Here is a 19,639-nt window from a genome sequence, read left to right on the forward strand (position 1 = left end):
AAGGAGAATGAACAATGGATACAATTAAATTTAGTGATATTTTTAAATCTAACTTTTTAGAAAAAACAACCTCGTTTTCATTAATCGATTCAATTATTGGTTTAGTAGTCGCGTTTTTTATTGGGCTTTTCATTTATGCTGTTTATAAGAAGACCTTTAATGGAGTCATTTACTCACATTCCTTCAATATCTCACTGCTTATAATGACAATGGCAACAGCACTAGTGATTATGGGAATCAGTTCAAATGTTCTGCTGTCACTTGGTATGGTTGGTGCCTTATCTATTGTACGTTTCCGTACACCTATTAAGGATCCCATGGATTTAGTCTATATTTTCTGGGCAATTGTTTCAGGTATTTTATGTGGTGCTGGCTTTATTCCATTAGTGATTATTGGTGCTGTTTTAATCGGACTTGTATTGCTAATATTCGTTAATAAAATAACGGTAGAAAATCCGTATTTACTGATTGTAAAGTTTGAAGAGGAATTGGCTAATGCTGAAATTGAGCGAATTATTGCTGCGCAAACGAAAAAATTCGCTCTCAAATCGAAATCCATTATGCAACAGAATGAAATCGAAACAACTTATGAAATTCGTGTAAAACAAAATGATGCAAAATTGATGGATGAACTAACAAAGGTAGCTGGTGTAAAATCAGCTATTATGCTGAGCTATGATGGGAATTTCACAGCGTAATGACCTCATTAACAAATAGAACTACGATGAGAGGTGACGGCTATGATTAAAACACGAATTGTCTATCTATGCATGGTGATTTTACTCCTTCTCTTTGTCGTGATATATGCTGTACTTCCGAATGTAGGCATTGAAACGAAAAATTCTGAGTTCTCCTATGAGAATATAGTATTTAATAAAAATAAAGTAACAAGAGTTGATATTGAAATTGCTGAGGAAGATTGGGCTGACATGCTCGAAAATGCTTCTGCTGAAGAATTAAAACAAGCAGATATTACAGTAAACGGCAAGAAAATTGAGAATGTTGCTATTCGTACAAAGGGCAATCTATCATTACGATCGGTTGTCAATAGTGACTCAGATCGCTATAGCTTAAAAATCGATTTTGATTATTATGATGATACACAAAGCTTGTATGGCTTAAAAAAATTAAATTTAAATAATAATTATAGTGACGCTACATTAATGAGAGAGTATATCTCCTATGAACTGATGGAGCAAATGGGTTTACCAACACCAGCACACTCCTATATGTATGTCACAGTGAATGGTGAGGAGCGGGGTTTGTTCTTAGGGGTAGAAGCTGTGGATGAGACATTCCTGGCTAATAATTACGGCTCTAATGATGGTTTTTTATTTAAGCCAGATGGGACAGGCAGCGATTTAAAATATATAAGCGACGATATCGAAGACTATACAGGTATCGGATTAAAAACAAATGAAGGTACTATTAATCAATCCAAATTAGTTGAAATGCTAGACGCAATTAATAATGGTGGAGACATAGAAAAGTATATCGATGTGGATGAAATGTTACGTTATTTTGCCGTCAACACAGCACTTGTGAATTTAGATAGTTATCAAGGGAATATGAAACATAACTATTATTTATATGAACAGAACGGTGTGTTTTCTATTATTCCTTGGGATTACAACATGTCCTTTGGTGGCTTTGGGGCTGGAGGCGGTAGAATAGCAGGAGGAAACGGTGACAATCAAGCTGACGCTACTACTAATATGGAAAAACCAGTGGCACAAAACAATGAACAACCCGATCAAACTGGTGATAGGGGTATGCAGCAACAACGAGGTGGCGGCGTTGACATGGGAATGGGCATGTCGGGCAATCTATTAAATGATAGTGCTATTAATTTTAGTGTGACAACGCCTGTTTCTGGCACAACATTAGAGGAGCGGCCACTCTTGAAGGCATTGCTTTCGAATGATGAATATCGTGACAAATATGAAGGTTATTTAGAAGAACTAGCGACAACTTATTTAACAGAAGAGTATGTGCAATCCATTACTAAAAAGTTAGCTGTCTTATTAACTACTTATGTGGAGGCGGATCCAACCAAATTCTCTACTACGGAGCAGTTTTTAGAAGCAGTTGAAGGTGAAAATAGCTTGCCGGAATTTGCCAATCAGCGCTCAGAATCTATATTAAAGCAACTGTCTGGGGAGCTTGTTGTGGAAGCATCTACGTCTTCTCAGGGCAATATGGGTATGCCAATACCAAGTGAAAATGGTGAAATGGATTGGATGCCAGATGATTTTGATCCAAGTCAGCTACCAGAGGACTTTGATCCATCAAAGAGCCCACCTTTTAATAGAGAGGGCGAGGGTCCGAGAAATGGACAAAATGGAGAACAAATGCAACCTCCTGATGGAAATGGAGCCCCAATGGGAATGCCTGGGGCGAATAGTGAAGCTGCGAATCTCGAGCCTGTTATTGATAAAAATACAATGTTTACAGCCATTACATGCCTAGTGCTACTCCTTCTTGCACTTCTCTTTGTTGTTAAATTTAAACGTAGAGGTCGTTAGAAAATAACCATATCCAATATCTTTGGGTATGGTTTTTGCTTTTTATCGTGTTAAAATAAATCATTCTTTTCTGAGGAGTCCTTTCATATGAATGAACAGCAATTTGATAAACATTTGCATATAAACACAGTGGGAGAGCAATATGGCTTTCCTAAGCTTGCACACTATCATCGTTATGAGCCTACACCCTACAGTGGATTGGAGCAATTATTCGCTGCGTATCAGATGCCTGACAATCCAGTATTTATTGATATGGGGTGCGGAAAAGGGCGAGTTCCTATTTATGTGCATCATAAGTTCCATATACCAACCATTGGGATAGAAATGGATGCAGGGTTTTATACGGAGGCTGAAGAAAATAAACGTAGTTATCTTCAAAAAATGAGAGCACATGCCCCTATTAAGTTTATTCATACAATAGCCGAATCATATGAAATAAAGTCCCGTGATAATGTGTTTTTCTTTTTTAATCCCTTTTCCATCCATATTTTTCGCGCGGTCATTCATAATATTTGGAAATCCTATGAGCAACGAATGAGAGATATTCATATAATTTTATATTATCCGCCTTACGATTATTTACAATTTTTACATCATGGAACACCATTTGAGTTGCTTCATGAAGTGCAGTTAGAAAATGAAACAAATATTAATGAGCGCCTTTGTGTCTTTGAATTAAAAAAAGCTTAGAGTAAGGGGAAACCCACTCTAAGCTTTTTCCTGTTAGCAGTACAGATATAAGCAATTAGTTATTCGTATTCTTTTGATTATTTTCAGGGAAATAATTGTAATAGAGGAAGAGGTTCTATAAATTATGCAGACTTTATGTTGAAAAAACAATTTCATCTGATAGTTTTGTACTAGTATATAGTTTGAATTAAAAGATAATTCACAAATAACTAATTATACTGAAAAATCACTCTAGACTAAATATAAAGAATGTTTTACAATGAAAAAGGCTTATATGAATAATATTTTCTTTTGTTTTTAGATAGTTATAAATAATTATTTTGGCTATTGAGTAAATGAATTTAATTGTTTATAATTATCAGAAATATCTAATATTTGAGAAATTTTCAGGGGGAATTTAATTATGAGAGAGAGCAAAAAGCTTAAGAAGTTCGGTTCACTTTTAGTAGCATCTTCATTACTTGCTGGTGTTCTTGCTGGTTGCGGTAACGGAGACGATTCAAGTTCTGGCGGAGGCTCATCATCAGGCGGAGGTTCATCTGATGGCGATACAATTAAAATCGGTGCCAACTTAGAGCTTTCAGGGAATGTAGCATCTTATGGTTCCTCTATTGGGCTAGGTGCAGAACTGGCTGTAAAAGAAATTAATGATGCTGGCGGTATTGATGGTAAGAAAATTGAACTGATTAAAGTAGATAATAAATCAGAGAACTCTGAAGCAACTTCAGCTGCTATTAAACTAGCAACGCAGGATAAAGTAGTAGCAATGCTAGCACCTGCAACTTCAGGTAATACAGTAGCAACTGTTCAAATTGCAAATGATAATAAAATTCCTATTGTTACGGGTTCTGGTACAGCACCGAATATCACGGTAAACGAGGATGGCAGTGTTAATGAATATGCTTTCCGTACATGCTTTATTGACCCATTCCAGGGGATTGTAGCAGCTAATTTTGCTTCAGGTGAGCTAGATGCGAAAAATGTAGCTATTTTTGCAGACAATGCATCAGACTATGCAAAAGGCTTAGCAAAATCCTTTAAAGAAACGATTACGAAGAGTGGCGGAAAAGTTGTAAAAGAAGAAGCTTATGTAGCGAAGGATACAGATTTCCGTACACAATTAACAAATATTAAAGCGGCAAATCCAGACTTTATCTTTATCCCTGGATATTATGAAGAAGTAGGTTTGATTGTTAAACAAGCACGCGAAATGGGCATTGATGTACCTCTGATGGGTGCTGATGGTTGGGATTCTCCAACTTTAATTGAATTAGCTGGCGCGGATGCATTGAATAACACATTCATCACAAACCACTATTCTGCTGAAGATCCAGATCAAAAAATTCAAGATTTCGTAAAGGCATTTAAAGCGGCAAATGGTGACAAAGCGCCTGATGCATTCAACGCACTTGGTTATGACACAATTTACTACATTGCTGATGCAATTAAACGTGCAGGCTCTACAGATGGGGAAGCAATTAAAAATGAATTAGCTGCAACAAAAGATCTTTCTTTAGTAACAGGTACTTTCTCAGTTGACGAAAATCATAACCCAATTAAAACAGCAACAGTTCTTGAATTTAAAGACGGTAAACAAGTGTTCAACTCTAAAGTTAATCCTTAATGTTTTGTAAGCAAGGGGGAGGCGGGTAAACACGCCTTCCTTTTTTGTGTGTTAGATAACTAGAATCGTAGAGCAAAACATAACTTTTAGTATCGATCTATGTACTTATTTTTCAATTTTCAGAAAATTTAAAGGAGTGAATGCGCATGGAATGGATACAGCAACTTGTGAACGGTATTTCACTTGGAAGTATCTACGCGTTAATAGCGTTAGGGTATACGATGGTATACGGTATTATCAAGCTGATTAACTTTGCTCATGGTGATGTCTTCATGATTGGGTCATTTATTGGCTTTTACGCTATTGCTAAATGGGAGCTTGGTTTCTTCCCAGCATTATTATTGGCGATGTTAGTTTGTGCAATTTTTGGTGTATTAATTGAACGTATTGCCTATAAACGTTTACGAAATGCGACACGTATTGCAGCTTTAATTACAGCGATAGGTGTATCGCTATTAATTGAATATACAACGATTTTCTTCAGAGGTGCTCAACCAGCAGCATATCCTGAAGTTTTCAAAAATAAATCATTCGATATTTTTGGCGTTCAAATCAGTAGTACTTCCATCTTAATTTTATCAGTCGCAGTTGTACTGATGATTCTTTTACAATTCATCGTACATAAAACGAAAATCGGTAAAGCGATGCGTGCTGTTTCCCACGATGCAGATGCAGCTCGCTTAATGGGTATTAACGTTGACAATACAATCTCTGCAACGTTTGCGATTGGTTCAGCTTTAGCTGGCGCAGCAGGTGTTATCTTTGGGGTTTATTATACAAAAATTGACCCGTTAATGGGTGTTATTCCTGGGGTTAAAGCATTTATCGCAGCTGTTCTTGGTGGTATTGGTATCATCCCAGGCGCTATGGTTGGTGGTATGTTACTAGGTGTTGTAGAGTCCTTAGTAAGTGCACTTGGCTTCTCGTTATGGCGTGATGCAGCGGCATTCGTTATTTTAATTTTAATCTTAATCTTCAGACCATCGGGTATCTTTGGTAAAAACGCCCGTGAGAAAGTGTAGGTGAGCGGTTTTATGAAAAAGTCTAAAGTTTTCTGGGGCTATGCCGTAATAGCGCTAGTCATCTATGCAGTTGTACAATTGTTGATTACAACAGAAGTAATTGATTTGTACTATAAAAATATGTTGATCACAATGTGTATTAACATCATGTTGGCTGTCAGCTTGCATATTGTTATTGGTGTTACTGGACAGTTTTCAATTGGGCATGCTGGATTCCTTGCAGTGGGAGCATATGTATCAGCTATTATTACAACAAAGTTAATGTTACCATTCCCATTGGCCATCCTATTAGGGGCTGTAGCAGCAGCAGTTGCTGGTTTAATCGTAGGGATTCCAACGCTTCGTTTAAAAGGGGATTACTTAGCGATTGCTACACTTGGATTTGCAGAGATTATTCGTATTATCTTTTTAAATACGGATTATGTTGGTGGCGCCGCAGGGATGCAGGTTAAATATTTATCGAACTGGACATACGCATTCTTTGGCGTAGTGTTAACGATTCTAGTGATCTCAAACTTTACAAATTCTCGTCATGGGCGTGCGTGTATTTCCATTCGAGAAGATGAAATAGCAGCAGATGCGATGGGTATTAACACAACTTACTATAAAGTTGTTGCATTCGCTATTGGGTCTTTCTTCGCAGGTCTAGCGGGAGCCATTTTTGCACATAACTTTTACATTATCCAACCGACAACATTCGGTTTCTTAAAATCATTTGATATTTTAATTTACGTTGTACTTGGTGGTTTAGGAAGTCTTTCTGGTTCAGTGATTGCAGCGATTTTCCTAACAGTCGTGTCTACTTATCTAGCAAACTTCCCAGAAACGCGTATGATTATTTACAGTTTAGTATTAATTATCGTGATGCTTTATCGTCCAACAGGCTTAATGGGAACGAAAGAGATAACACAATTATTTAAGTTTGGTAAAAAGGGAGGTACGAAATAATGACTGGAAACCTTCTTATCAATGTTGAAAATATGGGTATTCAATTTGGTGGTTTAAAGGCAGTACAGGGTGTTAATATGTACCTTAACCAAGGCGAGTTGGTAGGACTTATTGGGCCAAACGGAGCTGGGAAAACAACTAGCTTTAATATGTTAACAGGGGTATATACACCTACGGAAGGTACAATTACTTTTAATGGTCTGAAATTGAATGGACTTGCACCCTATCAGGTTACACAGAAAGGGATCAGCCGTACGTTCCAAAATATTCGATTATTTAAAGAGCTATCTGTTCTTGACAATGTAAAGGTAGCCAATCATTCACTTGCAAAGCATTCTATGTGGGCTTCTATTTTTCGTTTACCTATGCATTTCAAAGGTGAGGCCGAAATGGAGCAACAGTCCATTGAGTTCTTAAAAATCTTTGGCTTAGATGTCTATAAAGACGAGCTAGCTAAGAATTTGCCATACGGGATGCAACGTCGTTTAGAGATTGCTCGTGCGTTAGCGGCAAATCCCAAACTGCTTTTATTGGATGAACCAGCAGCAGGGATGAACCCACAAGAAACCCATGATTTAATGGAGCTAATTGCATTTATTCGTAAAGAGTTCGGCTTAACAATATTGCTGATTGAGCATGATATGAGCTTAGTTATGGGTATTTGTGAGCGCATTTACGTACTTGATCACGGACAATTAATCGCTGACGGAACACCAGAAGAAATTCGCAACAATCCAAAGGTAATAGAAGCGTACCTTGGTGAGGAGGTTATCGGCTAATGCTAAAAGTACAAAATATCGATGTTTTTTATGGCAACATCCAAGCATTAAAGGGCCTCTCTTTAGAAGTAAACGAGGGTGAAATTGTAACGTTAATCGGTGCAAACGGTGCTGGAAAAAGCACGCTCTTAAAGACATTGTCAGGTTTATTAAAGCCAAAAGGTGGCATTATTGAATACGAAGGCTTTTCGATAGCTGGGAAAGCGGCACAGACTATTGTTAAATCAGGGATTTCTCACGTTCCAGAAGGACGCCGTGTTTTTGCCAATATGTCAGTTGAGGAAAACTTAGAGCTTGGTGCGTATCTGCGTAATGATAAAGCAGGTATTAAGAAAGATATGGATCATGTTTTCGAGTTATTTCCACGATTATTAGAGCGCCGAAAACAGCAGTCAGGTACATTGTCTGGTGGGGAACAGCAGATGCTGGCGATGGGGCGCGCCTTAATGGCAAAACCAAAACTGTTATTAATGGATGAACCTTCGATGGGTCTTGCACCGTTGATGGTGAAAAATATCTTCAATATTATTGAGCAGGTTAATAAAGAAGGAACAACCGTATTACTTGTAGAGCAAAATGCTAATATGGCATTATCTGTCGCTAACCGTGCATATGTACTGGAAACAGGGCGTATTGTTTTATCTGGTTCAGCAAAAGAGCTACAAGAGAGCGAGCAAGTAAAGGCAGCTTATTTAGGCGGATTATAAAAATGGTAGGACATCTCATGCTGAGATGTCCTTTTTGGCTTGTATGTTGAAAGAAAATCAGAGGTAGCATTTCCACTTTACTTTTTGGTAAGGTTGAAAAAAGGAGTGATGCTTTTTGAAGTATTCAGCACAATATTTTATTGAACATTTAAAGTTAGCCGAACATCCTGAAGGGGGCTATTACATTTCATCGTTTCGTGCATCGGACGATATAGCAGTGAGAGATGTACAGAGACCAATTTATACTAGTATATATTTCCTCCTGCGCTCACAGGATATCTCACATTTTCATCGTCTACAATCGGACGAGCTATGGTATTATCACGCAGGAAGCCCTCTAACCGTTCATATGATTTTCCCAGATGGGACATATGAAGCGAAGAAGCTTGGCTTGAATATAGAAGCGGGTGAAGTCCCTCAGCTTGCAGTACCAAAGCATACAATTTTCGGCTCGTCGGTGGAGGAATCTGAAACGTTTAGTTTAGTCGGATGTATGGTGGCGCCAGGCTTTGACTTTGAGGACTTTGAATTGTTCACACAGGAAGAGCTTTTAGCAGATTATCCTCAGCACCAGGAAGTTATTTATAAAATGGCCTACAAAACAATTGAATAGAATAACAGCCGTCTCGATTATTTTGAGACGGCATGATTCGTTCACCACAATATTTCTTCAGGATAATTAAGTTGAATTTGAATATCATGTAATGCTTGTTTCGTTGCAATAGCTGCTTCCATTAGATGGGATTTTAATGCTACATATTCATGGTCCTCTACCAGTAATCGCACAGCAAATGCAGCTAAATGTGCCTGACGTTCCTCTTTACTTAATTCAATATATTCTAGATTTAGAATATCCACGTATTGAGTTGCAAAACGGAAAGTTAAGGGATTTTTAGCATGTAACATTTTTAAAAACACACCATAATCTTCGTCACTTATCTCCTGCTCTAAACATTCAGCAATAGCCGCTTGAAATTTGCGTATAATAGCTATCTCATGATTCCATATAGAAGCATTGTTTAATTTTTGGTGCAGTTCAATAAAATCATTTAATGCGATTGCACTAAAGATAATTTCTGGCCAAAGAATGTCTGTTGAAAAATAGACATTCTTATTTGGAAAGATGAGTTCATGTTGTGTTAGAACGCTCTTATTAAGTCCATTACTAACAAACTCTAGGTGATGCTCACCAAGCATAGCATGTCTTAGTTTATAGCAAACGCTTAAAATACGTAGTCGAGGACCCTGATAATCATAGTATTTATTTTCGTCACCAGTTACTTTATAAATAGCATTAATTAGTTCATTTAAATCCCAATAATCCGCGCTAATTCTTACCCCTGTTAGTTGTTCTGTGCTTTGAATGGATATCATAGTCCTCGTCCCTCCCCTTGGATGTATCTATTTTGGTGTGTAATTGAGTAGTTTGAATAGTTCTGTTCGTTCCTTCTCCGTTAAATCACGCCATTGCCCTACCTTTAAATTACCAAGCTTAATATTCATAATACGAATGCGTTGTAGACGCTTAACGGAATACCCTAGTGCTGAGCACATTCGACGAATTTGGCGGTTTAAGCCTTGCTCTAAAATGATTTTAAATACTTTATCTGAAATCTTTTCCACATGGCATGGTAGGGTTGTTGTATCTAAAATATCGACACCTGCACCCATTTTTTGGATGAATTGAGCAGTTATAGGCTTATCAACTTGAACAATGTATTCTTTTTCATGATGATTTTCAGCACGTAGAATTTTATTGACGATATCACCATCATTCGTTAATAACAATAGCCCCTCTGATTCCTTATCAAGACGCCCGATATGAAAAATACGTAGAGGATGATTGACAAAATCAACAACATTGCCTTTTATATGACGCTCTGTCGTACTTGTAATGCCGACAGGTTTATTTAGAGCAATGTAAACAAGCTGTTGTTCTTTCTTTACCTCTTTTCCATCCACGCAAACAATGTCTCCTGTTTCAACTTGACTACCAACTGTTGCCACTTCTCCGTTAATTGTTACCTTTCCTTCTGCTATCCATTTATCAGCGCCACGACGAGATATGATGCCTGTTTCACTTAAATATTTATTAATACGCATATTGTTCTCCTATATTTTATATTATTTTTAAGTATACCTTAACGTTGCACTTACAGTGAATGCTAGAAGCTTTTCTAGCAAAAATAAATTAGTTGGAAAAGTTTTTGAAAAAGTTGAAATTATTTTATGTTTCTGACAATATATTAGGTGAGAGGGTTTCTATGAAAATATTGTTATTCCGATATAAAATAACGTTTTTTGTAGATAGTTCTCATTAAATTGTGTAAAGGGGAGAAGTAAAATGGTTTATGCATTTCCAAACACTGAAGGATCGGTAGTTCAATTCAAAGAGAAATATGATAATTATATCGGTGGCGAATGGACACCCCCAGTGAAGGGTCAATACTTTGATAACGTTACTCCTGTTACTGGACAAGTTTTTACACAAATAGCACGTTCCACAGCTGAGGATATTGAACATGCATTAGATGCGGCACATGCTGCTAAGGATGCATGGGGCAAAACATCACCAACAGAACGCGCAAACATTTTACTTAAAATTGCGGACCGTATTGAGCAAAATTTAGAAAAGCTAGCCGTTGCTGAAACATGGGATAACGGTAAAGCGGTACGCGAAACATTAAATGCAGACATCCCTCTTGCAATTGATCATTTTCGTTATTTTGCTGGGGTATTACGTGCTCAAGAGGGCTCAGTAAGCCAAATAGATAACGATACAGTTGCTTATCATTTCCACGAGCCAATTGGCGTAGTTGGCCAAATTATACCTTGGAACTTCCCGTTATTAATGGCTGTATGGAAGCTTGCACCAGCACTTGCAGCTGGAAACTGTGTCGTATTAAAACCTGCAGAACAAACACCAGCATCTATTATGGTGCTTTTAGAATTAATAGAAGATTTACTACCACCAGGTGTCATTAATGTTGTGAATGGATTTGGCTTAGAAGCAGGGAAACCGCTTGCATCAAATCCACGCATTGGTAAGATTGCCTTTACAGGTGAGACAACAACAGGGCGTTTAATTATGCAATACGCTTCTCAAAATCTTATTCCAGTAACATTAGAACTGGGTGGTAAGTCGCCAAACATTTTCTTTGAAGATATTATGGATAAAGATGATGCCTTTTTAGATAAAGCTGTTGAAGGCTTTGTGCTATTCGCTCTAAATCAAGGGGAAGTATGTACTTGTCCTTCCCGTGCACTGATTCAGGAATCTATTTACGATAAATTTATGGAGCGCGTATTACAGCGAGTAGAAGCCATTAAAGTTGGCAACCCACTTGATCCAAACACAATGATGGGTGCACAGGCATCTAGTGAGCAAATGGAAAAAATTCTTTCTTATTTAGATATTGGTAAGCAAGAAGGTGCAGAATGTCTAATTGGAGGAGACAAAAATAATGTGGGTGAAGGCTTCGAAAATGGCTACTACATTAAACCAACTGTTTTCAAAGGACATAATAAAATGCGTATATTCCAAGAAGAAATTTTTGGACCAGTAGTTGCTGTCACGACATTTAAAACGAAAGAGGAAGCATTGGAAATTGCGAATGATACATTATATGGTTTAGGATCAGGTGTTTGGACGAGAGATATTAATACGGCATATCGCTTCGGTCGTGAAATTCAAGCTGGTCGTGTTTGGACAAACTGTTACCACGCATATCCTGCACATGCTGCATTCGGTGGCTACAAAATGTCGGGTGTTGGTCGTGAAAATCATAAAATGATGTTAGCGCATTACCAACAAACGAAAAACTTATTAGTAAGCTATAGCGAAAACAAACTTGGTTTCTTCTAATTCGTAGGGAGGTGCATGAGCGTGGTTGAACGTGTATTAGCTACGGAAGAAGCGCTAGCACTAATCGATCTATTAAAAGGGAAACATGGGCCCGTTATGTTTCATCAATCAGGCGGATGCTGTGATGGCTCCTCACCAATGTGTTATCCAGAAGGGGATTTGCTAATAGGAGATCAGGATGTGTGCCTTGGTGTAGTGGGTGGTGCTCCTTTCTATATGCACAAAAATCAATATGATTACTGGAAGCATACACAAATCATATTGGATGTGGTGGACGGCAGAGGCGGCATGTTTTCACTCGAGGGCGTAGAAGGAAAACGTTTCCTAACAAGGTCAAGAGCCTTCAAATCTGAAGAGCTGCAAGAGCTAGGATTAATTTAACAGATTATCTGTACAGCGGCAAAGTTTTTCTGCCGCTGTTTTTTTATCTGGAAGTAGAAAAGTTATTGTATGGAAAGGGAGGCTTTAGGACACATGACTCTTTTCTTATAGGAATGATGAATATTGATTTTGGGCGTTCAAGTGTTTTGATATTAATTTTTATGGAAAAGAGTATGTAAAGCGATATTATTGGATGAATTTTTTAGGAAAAGGAATAGATTTAATCGATCCTTTAAGGTCATGGTAAATAATAGTTTCTTTGTGGTTTTTGCTAACATCGGCCATATCTCCTTTATAGGTTGTTAATATTTTCTATTAAATCAAATAAAGTAAGTAACATACATTAAATTATGTTTACTTTTTATGTTAATTGTTACAAAGAGGGTGAATCTTTCTCACATTATGTTACGTAAAACGGGTAAAGGAGTGTGATAAATATGGATTATGTGATGATTGAAAATGAATTTGCCAATACAGTAGAGGAGGTATCAAAGGCTGCAGGCTGGACGGTGGACCGTAAAATTGTGTTAGCTATTGCTAGTACATTTGTAGCCTCAGGAAAAACTTTTGATGCAATGAAGTATAAAAATGTTTTACAAGAGATGAAGAAGCAATCTTCATGGCTTTCTCCTTTACGGACAACCGTTGGATATAGTATTGCTGCCAATCTCATGGAGCAAGATGATGCAGAAAAGGCAGTGAAGAATTTACTTACAAATGTGAGCATCTTAAAGGAAGCGAAATTCAGAAGCGGCAATTTTAGCTATATCGGAGCACAATTCTTGACGGAGGATGAACAGGATAAAAAGACGCATGCACAGGTGGCAAGAGCCTTATTTGATGCTATACGTAAACATCATCCATTTTTAACCTCCTATGAGGACATTCCTTATGCCATATTATTAAGCAGTCCATCTGATGATGTTGAATTGCGCGCGGATACCATGAATCGATACTATAAAGAACTAAGAACATATAATTTTAATGCTGGCAATGAGCTCCAATGGCTTTCACAGGTATTAACATTTTTATCACCCAAATTTGATGGTCAGCTAGTACCCGATGTTGTAACCCTTCGTGATGGGCTCAAAAAGCAAAACGTTAAAGTCAAGGCTATGCATTATCCTTTACTTGGCTTTTTAGCCATACTTAACCTGGATAAAGCACAACTTCAAGGGTTGATTGATTTATACCATGAATTAAAAGACATGAAGTTATTAAAATGGCATCGTGAATTTGTGCTCTTTATGGCTGTACAATTTGCTATTTATGATATGGCAAAGGTACAAAAGTCTTTGTCCATGACCATTATGTCTTCTATTGAGCTATTAATCCAAGCACAGCAAGCAGCAATGATTGCAGCGGTTAGTGCAGCTGCCATTGCGTCTAGTTCAAGTTCTTCGTGATAGAATAAAGAAGAACATGATTATTTGGAGGTGCATTTGAAGGATGAAGGATACAAAACTTTGGATTAATGGTCAGTGGCATGATGCAGAGGAAAGCTATGAGCTAGCTTCTCCATATAGCGGTGAGGTTATTGCTCATGTAGCTAAAGCATCTATTCAAGATGTAGAGAAAGCTATCGAAGGTGCGCAGCAGGCATTCCAATCGTTTAAAAAGACAACAGCCTACGAACGTGCCGAAATATTATATAAAGTTGTTGATATGATGCGACAAAGAAAAGAAGAACTTGCAGAGATTTTAGCCTTGGAGGCTGGAAAACCTATTGTTGCAGGTTTAGCTGAAATTGACCGTACAATCGCAACCTATCAATTTGCGGCTGAGGGAGCTAAACAGGCAAAAGGTGAGACGGTTCCAATGGATGCAGCCCCTGGAGCAGGGGATCGAATAGGCTGGACAAAAAGAGAACCTTTAGGTGTAATATCTGCCATTACGCCATTTAATTTTCCATTCAATTTAGTGGCACACAAGTTAGGTCCAGCATTTGCAGTAGGCAATACAGTTGTATTAAAGCCAGCAACACAAACGCCACTAAGTGCTATCGTTATGGCTGAAATTTTCCGAGAGGCAGGATTACCTGATGGGGCATTACAAATTGTGACAGGAAGTGGAGGCGAGCTTAGTGATACGCTTGTCACACATCCATACGTCAAAAAAGTAACCTTTACAGGTAGTGGTAAGGTTGGTTTGAAAATTAAAGAAAAAATAGGCTTACGTAAAGTAACTTTAGAGCTAGGTTCTAATGCAGCAGTAATTGTCGAACCATCTACGCCGATAAATAAAATTATCAGTCGTTGTGTAAGCGGTGCTTTTAACTTTGCGGGACAAGTATGCATTTCGTTACAACGTATATATGTGCATTCCTCCATTATTGATGAATTTACTAAAGCATTTGTTGCAGAAACAGAAAAGCTTATAGTAGGAGATCCATTAGAGAAGACAACAGATGTTAGTGCCATGATAAATCCAAATGAAGTGGAACGTATTAGGGAATGGATTGAGGAGGCACAAGAACAGGGGGCTATGATTGCAACTGGAGGCGTATTTACTGAACGTACTTTAACGCCAACAGTTATGACGAATGTGTCAGCTGGTATGAAAATTGTTTGTCAGGAAACATTCGCACCAATCGTCTCAATTGTTTCATATGAAACATTAGACGACGCAATTCGACTTGTAAATGAGTCGGACCTTGGCCTAAATGCAGGTATTTACACGAATATATTGTCAGATGCTTTATATGCAGCAGATGAATTACAGGCTGGTGCTGTCATTATTAATGATATTCCGACATTCCGAGTAGATAACATGCCATATGGTGGAGTAAAGATGAGTGGTTATGGACGTGAAGGAATTAAGTGGGCTATAGAAGAAATGACTGATATGAAATTTATTTCGATGAAAAAATCGTTCTAAATTTGCATCAGCTCTTTTTCTGCGATACGATGACGAAAGAACAACATGAGAAGGGAAGTTGCAAGAATTATGCCAAACAACGCTGTACCCATGAGCCAATCACGTACGGTTCAATCGCGTCTCGTATTACCCCCAGACACAAATAATCACAATTCTATTTTCGGTGGAAGAGTGTTAGCTTATATTGATGAAATTGCTGCTATTACAGCAATGAAACATGCGAAAGGCCTTGTAGTGACAGCTTCTATTGATTCGGTTGATTTTTTATCCGCTGCACATGTAGGAGATATTCTTGAAATCGAGAGTATTGTTTCGTCTACAGGACGTTCTTCAATGGAGGTTTATGTTCGCGTTGTTTCTCGCAATATTGAGACTGGCGAGGAAAAATTAACGACAGAATCATTTGTCACGATGGTTGCAGTAAATGAGGAAGGGAAACCCGTACCAGTTCCCTCAATCTATCCTGAAACAGATGAAGAGAAGCGTTTATTTGAAACTGGGCCAGCAAGACGAGAGCACCGTAAACAAAAACGTGCATTGCCGCATTAAGGAAAAAGGGAACTCCAAATGAGTTCCCTTTTTTATTTTACATATTTAGTTCATTGACAACATTAATGAGCGAGTCGGAAGAAGAAGAGACTAGCGTAGCGCCCTGTGATAATTCAGTGATTAAATTGGAAATGGCAGAAATATCTCTAGATGTATTTACGTATTGCTGCTGAATGCCAGAAACTGCATCTGCAATATCATTAAATGACTTGGATAAACTTTCTTGTGTATTGACACTATGTTGAATTTTTTGATCAACATTAATAACTGAATTAGCCATAGTCGTAATATTACTTTCTGTTTCCTTAATAAGATGTGAAACATTTTGGACGGCATTTTTTGTTTCCTCAGCAAGCTTACGAACTTCCTCAGCTACTACTGCAAAACCTTTCCCATGTTCGCCAGCTCGTGCAGCCTCAATAGAAGCATTTAATGCTAATAAATTGGTTTGATCAGCAATGCCTGTAACTAGTCCAACAATTTCAGAAATTTTTTGAGAAGAGGTACGTAGTTGGTTCATCGTTACCTCAAGACCATTGACACTTTGCAAAATAACTTGGATTAAATCATTTTGTTCTTTCAATTGCTGTTGGCCCCGTCTTGATTTTTCTTGTGTATCTGCTACGAAGCTCAATCCTTGCTTGGTCGCTACAGCAATATCATCTGTTTGTGAGGAAATCACTAATAATGATGCGGCTGTTTCTTCACTTATGGCATTAAGCTCCTCTGCAGTACTTTGGATCGTCGTTACAAGGGAATTTTTTGTTGCATCTGCTGCTGAGCGAATACGTTCTTCCTCTTTTTCATATGCCTCAATCACGAGTTGTTGCTCAAAATTAATAATTTTACAAAATGCGTTTATAGCACGAATAGCATCTGTTTTAGAAATATCCACCTCATTCACAAAGTTTGCAAAAGTAGTAGTGAGTGACTGGAATGAGGCAATATACCACTTTGACTGCAAGCCAATTCGAACGTGAGCCTCAGCAATGGCTTTTCGTTCAGCAATGTAGGCATCATTAATATGACTTTCAAAAATGTCACTTAAATGTTTATGTAACGTGATTTTTAAACGATCAATATGTGATGTTCTATTAATAATATCAAGTAAATCTTGGCTCAAACTAATGGCTGCATAAAATTTCTCCACCATTTCAGGAATTAAGTCTTTAGCTAAAGGCTGTAGCTGCTTAATGATAGCTAAATCCTCAAGTGTTAAATTTAAAAGTTGTAATTGTTTTTGAAGATTGGGGTGGTTCAATACATCTAACTGTACACCGCTCTTAAAATTTTCAGGTGTTAATGTAATTGCGTAGCTAGAACTACTATTTTTTGAAAACCAACTCATTATTATTTGCTCCATTCTTAATATCCATAATAAATTGTAAGTAAATAAGCACTTTTGAAATTTGTTAGGTTTGTATATTTAATAAATAAATGGGATTAAATCTATTTTACTATTATTTGCTGAATATTTGGTTAAAAAATTGGATATTTCTTTATTTTTTTACTTTATTGTTAGTCCAAATGGTGAAGCGATGTAAATTTGAATTTAAAATAGGAAACCTGTAAAATACGAACTGTTTAGCAATCTAAAAATCGTACGAAAATAAAAATGGAAGGAGGGGTGGTATGGAGAAAAAACGTTTTAAATTTGTTATTCCTGTCATGGTGATTGTTGCCATTGGTTCTGTTTATATGCTACGAAACTACCATGCTGAGGTACCAGATATTGAGCAATTATTAATTACTATATGTGCAGCTTTGGGATCAGGGGTATTAGCCTACTTTTTATTTCCACAGCAGGGTGATAATAAGATTGATGACAGAGGACCGTATTAATAGATTAAAAAAACTGCTCGTTTTCATTAAAACGAGCAGTCTTTTTATGGTTTAAACAGTTTAAACCAGCCTTTATGTTTAAAGACAGCCAACATAAAGATAACGATAATTATCATAATCCCAAGTACAATAAAATAACTGTATTGCCCATGTAGCTCAGGCATGTTATCGAAATTCATCCCATACACACCAGCAATGAAGGTAAGTGGTATAAAGATAGTAGATACAATTGTTAAAGTCATCATAATGCCATTCATGCGGCTAGAACTCATAGCCATATAACTATCCCGCATGTCTGCTGTAAGCTCTCGATTAGATTCAACCATCTCTGTTAGCTTAAGTAGATGGTCGTAGATATCTCCAAAATAAGCTCTCTCCGATTTTTTTAGTGAGAAACGGTAAGAATTGAGAATGCGATATAAAAGATCACGCATTGGTAAAATAGTACGTCTTAAGTCAAGCAAGTCACTACGGAACTCGAAGACAATTTTCATGGCATTTACATTACTTTGGTATGTAAGTTCACCTTCTAAAGCATTTAGATGATCTTCAATTTTGTAAACGAGTGGAAAATAACTGTCAACAATTTTATCGATAGTTTGATACGTTAGGTATACAGTACCTCGCTCCCAATTCTTCGGTTGGTTTTCCAGCATCTTTTGCACCTTCTCTATCTCAGGGACAGGATTTTTATGGAAGGTTATGATGAATTTATTGGAGGCAAAAATATTAACCTCCTCCGCAGCTAACGTCTCTTCGTTTACCCGATGAATGACAAAGAAATGAAAATCATCATAAAAATCGAGCTTAGGACGCTGCAACCTCATTAAGCAATCTTCAATAGCGAGAGGGTGAAAGTGGAAAAATGTATCCAACAATGATTCCTCCTCGGCTGTAGGACAATTAAAATCAACCCAATACCATTCAAATTCTTGCTGATGTATCTCTTCTAATGGAAAATCCTTTAACAATTGTTGTTGCTTTGTAATGCCAATGGTGCTTATCACGGTTTTCACCTCAAATTATTTACTACAAAATTGTTAGCGCTCCTCTTTAAAGCATACCCAACCACCGAACAAAGTAGTGGCAAAAAATCTAGAAGGTTTAGTAAAACCCGCACTTTGTAAAAGTGTTAAAATTTCCTCTTCACTCATAAAAGAAAGGGAACGAATGGATTTTTCCATCTCTGCTACATCGGATAAAGAAAGTCTAGTATGCTGTAGCCAATAAGAACGCCATAAATCAAATTGTAGTTCTGTTTCTAAAGAGCCTAGCTGACCATATTTTGAAACAAGGACAAATGGTGCTCCAGGTTTCAAATGTCTTGCTATTTCTGTTATTGTTTCGAGCTTTTCTTTATAATCATGAATAAAATGCAAGACGAGAACACAACTTGCCGCATCATACTGAGTAGAAGGCAGCGAAGCATCAAGTATTGTAGCCTGATGGAATGACATATCATTAGGAAGAGTGAGTAAACGCTCTTTAGCTATAGTAAGCATGGATTCTGATGGATCAATGCCAGTGAATGACCAGTGAGGTCTTCCTTCTGCAAGCTGTATAATTTCATTGCCACTTCCTGCTCCCACGACTAGCATGTTAGCATTTTCTGATAGCCTAGAATGATAAAAAGTTTGTATTAAACGTAGCATGGCATCATAACTAGGCAATGTACGGCGAATACCCTTTTCATATTCATTTGCTAATGTGTTGTTAAATTCCAACGCTCCTCACAGCCTTTCAAAAAAATTTTAAAAAATCTTTCTTAATGTGAAACTATTGCGGGTATAGTTCCGTAAATAGTAGTACATAAAACATAGAATAAAGTTC

Annotated in this window: 20 protein-coding genes and 1 pseudogene; 15 read left to right on the forward strand and 6 right to left on the reverse strand. The window is 37.4% G+C overall.

The genetic code is table 11. The annotated features are described in order from the left end of the window. The first annotated feature begins 14 nt into the window (after window positions 1-14). From QH639_RS17045 to QH639_RS17085, 9 genes are all read left to right on the forward strand, one after another. Entirely contained in the window at window positions 15-698 is a 684-nt protein-coding gene (locus tag QH639_RS17045) for a DUF4956 domain-containing protein (protein ID WP_131521792.1), read from the forward strand. Between the two features lie 42 nt (window positions 699-740). Beyond that, on the forward strand, window positions 741-2,525 hold the full coding sequence (locus QH639_RS17050; protein ID WP_237898907.1) for a CotH kinase family protein: 1,785 nt from the start codon (window positions 741-743) through the stop codon (window positions 2,523-2,525). A gap of 87 nt (window positions 2,526-2,612) precedes the next feature. Further along, complete coding sequence (locus QH639_RS17055; protein WP_237898905.1) at window positions 2,613-3,215, forward strand: class I SAM-dependent methyltransferase; 603 nt, start codon at window positions 2,613-2,615, stop codon at window positions 3,213-3,215. Between the two features lie 403 nt (window positions 3,216-3,618). Then, complete coding sequence (locus QH639_RS17060) at window positions 3,619-4,839, forward strand: ABC transporter substrate-binding protein (RefSeq protein WP_016992165.1); 1,221 nt, start codon at window positions 3,619-3,621, stop codon at window positions 4,837-4,839. A 146-nt stretch (window positions 4,840-4,985) separates the two neighbouring features. After that, window positions 4,986-5,861, forward strand: coding sequence for a branched-chain amino acid ABC transporter permease (locus QH639_RS17065; RefSeq protein WP_131521795.1), 876 nt, complete (start codon window positions 4,986-4,988; stop codon window positions 5,859-5,861). Between the two features lie 12 nt (window positions 5,862-5,873). Next, the gene (locus QH639_RS17070; RefSeq protein ID WP_016992163.1) at window positions 5,874-6,809 is read left to right on the forward strand and encodes a branched-chain amino acid ABC transporter permease; all 936 of its coding nucleotides are present in this window, start codon (window positions 5,874-5,876) and stop codon (window positions 6,807-6,809) included. Beyond that, a complete protein-coding gene (locus QH639_RS17075; RefSeq protein WP_131521796.1) occupies window positions 6,809-7,588 on the forward strand; it encodes an ABC transporter ATP-binding protein in 780 nt (259 codons plus the stop codon). The genes QH639_RS17070 and QH639_RS17075 overlap by 1 nt, the downstream gene beginning before the upstream one ends. Then, window positions 7,588-8,295 carry an ABC transporter ATP-binding protein gene (locus QH639_RS17080; protein WP_048395515.1) on the forward strand — a complete coding sequence of 236 codons (708 nt, stop codon included), beginning with the start codon at window positions 7,588-7,590 and terminating at the stop codon, window positions 8,293-8,295. Before QH639_RS17075 ends, QH639_RS17080 begins: the two co-directional genes overlap by 1 nt. Before the next feature lie 115 nt (window positions 8,296-8,410). Then, window positions 8,411-8,908, forward strand: coding sequence for a cupin domain-containing protein (locus QH639_RS17085; RefSeq protein WP_131521797.1), 498 nt, complete (start codon window positions 8,411-8,413; stop codon window positions 8,906-8,908). A gap of 41 nt (window positions 8,909-8,949) precedes the next feature. Here the strand turns inward: QH639_RS17085 and QH639_RS17090 are convergent, their stop codons facing one another. After that, window positions 8,950-9,669, reverse strand: coding sequence for a DUF6904 family protein (locus QH639_RS17090; protein ID WP_237898904.1), 720 nt, complete (start codon window positions 9,667-9,669; stop codon window positions 8,950-8,952). Window positions 9,670-9,696: 27 nt separating this feature from the next. Next, the gene (gene rluF, locus QH639_RS17095; RefSeq protein WP_131521799.1) at window positions 9,697-10,398 is read right to left on the reverse strand and encodes a 23S rRNA pseudouridine(2604) synthase RluF; all 702 of its coding nucleotides are present in this window, start codon (window positions 10,396-10,398) and stop codon (window positions 9,697-9,699) included. A gap of 241 nt (window positions 10,399-10,639) precedes the next feature. Between rluF and adh the strand changes: the two genes are divergently transcribed. The 5 genes from adh to QH639_RS17120 all read left to right on the forward strand — a co-directional run bounded on the left by adh (window position 10,640) and on the right by QH639_RS17120 (window position 15,967). Further along, window positions 10,640-12,160, forward strand: a complete 1,521-nt coding sequence (gene adh / locus QH639_RS17100; protein WP_004233561.1) for an aldehyde dehydrogenase — start codon at window positions 10,640-10,642, stop codon at window positions 12,158-12,160. A 21-nt stretch (window positions 12,161-12,181) separates the two neighbouring features. Then, on the forward strand, window positions 12,182-12,541 hold the full coding sequence (locus QH639_RS17105; protein ID WP_237898903.1) for a DUF779 domain-containing protein: 360 nt from the start codon (window positions 12,182-12,184) through the stop codon (window positions 12,539-12,541). A 437-nt stretch (window positions 12,542-12,978) separates the two neighbouring features. Further along, window positions 12,979-13,947: a DUF4003 family protein gene (locus QH639_RS17110; RefSeq protein WP_131521801.1), complete on the forward strand. Its 969-nt coding sequence runs from the start codon at window positions 12,979-12,981 to the stop codon at window positions 13,945-13,947. Between the two features lie 43 nt (window positions 13,948-13,990). Next, window positions 13,991-15,418 (forward strand): aldehyde dehydrogenase family protein, encoded by a 1,428-nt coding sequence (locus QH639_RS17115; RefSeq protein ID WP_237898902.1) that lies wholly within the window; start codon window positions 13,991-13,993, stop codon window positions 15,416-15,418. Window positions 15,419-15,487: 69 nt separating this feature from the next. Beyond that, window positions 15,488-15,967, forward strand: coding sequence for an acyl-CoA thioesterase (locus tag QH639_RS17120; RefSeq protein ID WP_004233566.1), 480 nt, complete (start codon window positions 15,488-15,490; stop codon window positions 15,965-15,967). Window positions 15,968-16,004: 37 nt separating this feature from the next. Here the strand turns inward: QH639_RS17120 and QH639_RS26525 are convergent, their stop codons facing one another. Together QH639_RS26525 and QH639_RS26530 are read right to left on the reverse strand one after the other, a co-directional pair. After that, entirely contained in the window at window positions 16,005-16,787 is a 783-nt protein-coding gene (locus tag QH639_RS26525; RefSeq protein WP_481817330.1) for a methyl-accepting chemotaxis protein, read from the reverse strand. Then, window positions 16,770-17,330, reverse strand: a pseudogene (locus QH639_RS26530) (protoglobin domain-containing protein); the annotation flags it as partial. The gene QH639_RS26525 and the pseudogene QH639_RS26530, both read right to left, overlap by 18 nt. Window positions 17,331-17,599: 269 nt before the next feature. Between QH639_RS26530 and QH639_RS17130 the strand changes: the two are divergent. Further along, the gene (locus QH639_RS17130) at window positions 17,600-17,809 is read left to right on the forward strand and encodes a hypothetical protein (RefSeq protein ID WP_066038316.1); all 210 of its coding nucleotides are present in this window, start codon (window positions 17,600-17,602) and stop codon (window positions 17,807-17,809) included. Window positions 17,810-17,853: 44 nt separating this feature from the next. Here QH639_RS17130 and corA read toward each other — a convergent pair whose 3' ends face one another. After that, window positions 17,854-18,816 (reverse strand): magnesium/cobalt transporter CorA, encoded by a 963-nt coding sequence (gene corA / locus QH639_RS17135; protein ID WP_048395530.1) that lies wholly within the window; start codon window positions 18,814-18,816, stop codon window positions 17,854-17,856. Between the two features lie 33 nt (window positions 18,817-18,849). Continuing rightward, window positions 18,850-19,533 carry a class I SAM-dependent methyltransferase gene (locus QH639_RS17140; RefSeq protein ID WP_131521805.1) on the reverse strand — a complete coding sequence of 228 codons (684 nt, stop codon included), beginning with the start codon at window positions 19,531-19,533 and terminating at the stop codon, window positions 18,850-18,852. Between the last annotated feature and the right edge of the window lie 106 nt (window positions 19,534-19,639).

The sequence above is a fragment of the Lysinibacillus sp. 1 U-2021 genome (assembly GCF_029916965.1).
In the GTDB taxonomy this organism is placed as follows: Bacteria; Bacillota; Bacilli; order Bacillales_A; family Planococcaceae; genus Lysinibacillus; species Lysinibacillus capsici.

Bases quoted from the DNA above. Each gene is read 5' to 3' on its own strand.
- QH639_RS17060 (WP_016992165.1), top strand. From the start codon at position 3,619: ATGAGAGAGAGCAAAAAGCTTAAGAAGTTCGGTTCACTTTTAGTAGCA.
- QH639_RS17110 (WP_131521801.1), top strand. From the start codon at position 12,979: ATGGATTATGTGATGATTGAAAATGAATTTGCCAATACAGTAGAGGAG.
- QH639_RS17130 (WP_066038316.1), top strand. From the start codon at position 17,600: ATGGAGAAAAAACGTTTTAAATTTGTTATTCCTGTCATGGTGATTGTT.
- adh (WP_004233561.1), top strand. From the start codon at position 10,640: ATGGTTTATGCATTTCCAAACACTGAAGGATCGGTAGTTCAATTCAAA.
- QH639_RS17090 (WP_237898904.1), bottom strand. From the start codon at position 9,669: ATGATATCCATTCAAAGCACAGAACAACTAACAGGGGTAAGAATTAGC.
- QH639_RS17055 (WP_237898905.1), top strand. From the start codon at position 2,613: ATGAATGAACAGCAATTTGATAAACATTTGCATATAAACACAGTGGGA.
- QH639_RS17075 (WP_131521796.1), top strand. From the start codon at position 6,809: ATGACTGGAAACCTTCTTATCAATGTTGAAAATATGGGTATTCAATTT.
- QH639_RS17045 (WP_131521792.1), top strand. From the start codon at position 15: ATGGATACAATTAAATTTAGTGATATTTTTAAATCTAACTTTTTAGAA.
- QH639_RS17080 (WP_048395515.1), top strand. From the start codon at position 7,588: ATGCTAAAAGTACAAAATATCGATGTTTTTTATGGCAACATCCAAGCA.
- QH639_RS17115 (WP_237898902.1), top strand. From the start codon at position 13,991: ATGAAGGATACAAAACTTTGGATTAATGGTCAGTGGCATGATGCAGAG.
- QH639_RS17065 (WP_131521795.1), top strand. From the start codon at position 4,986: ATGGAATGGATACAGCAACTTGTGAACGGTATTTCACTTGGAAGTATC.
- QH639_RS17050 (WP_237898907.1), top strand. From the start codon at position 741: ATGATTAAAACACGAATTGTCTATCTATGCATGGTGATTTTACTCCTT.
- QH639_RS17070 (WP_016992163.1), top strand. From the start codon at position 5,874: ATGAAAAAGTCTAAAGTTTTCTGGGGCTATGCCGTAATAGCGCTAGTC.
- rluF (WP_131521799.1), bottom strand. From the start codon at position 10,398: ATGCGTATTAATAAATATTTAAGTGAAACAGGCATCATATCTCGTCGT.
- QH639_RS17120 (WP_004233566.1), top strand. From the start codon at position 15,488: ATGCCAAACAACGCTGTACCCATGAGCCAATCACGTACGGTTCAATCG.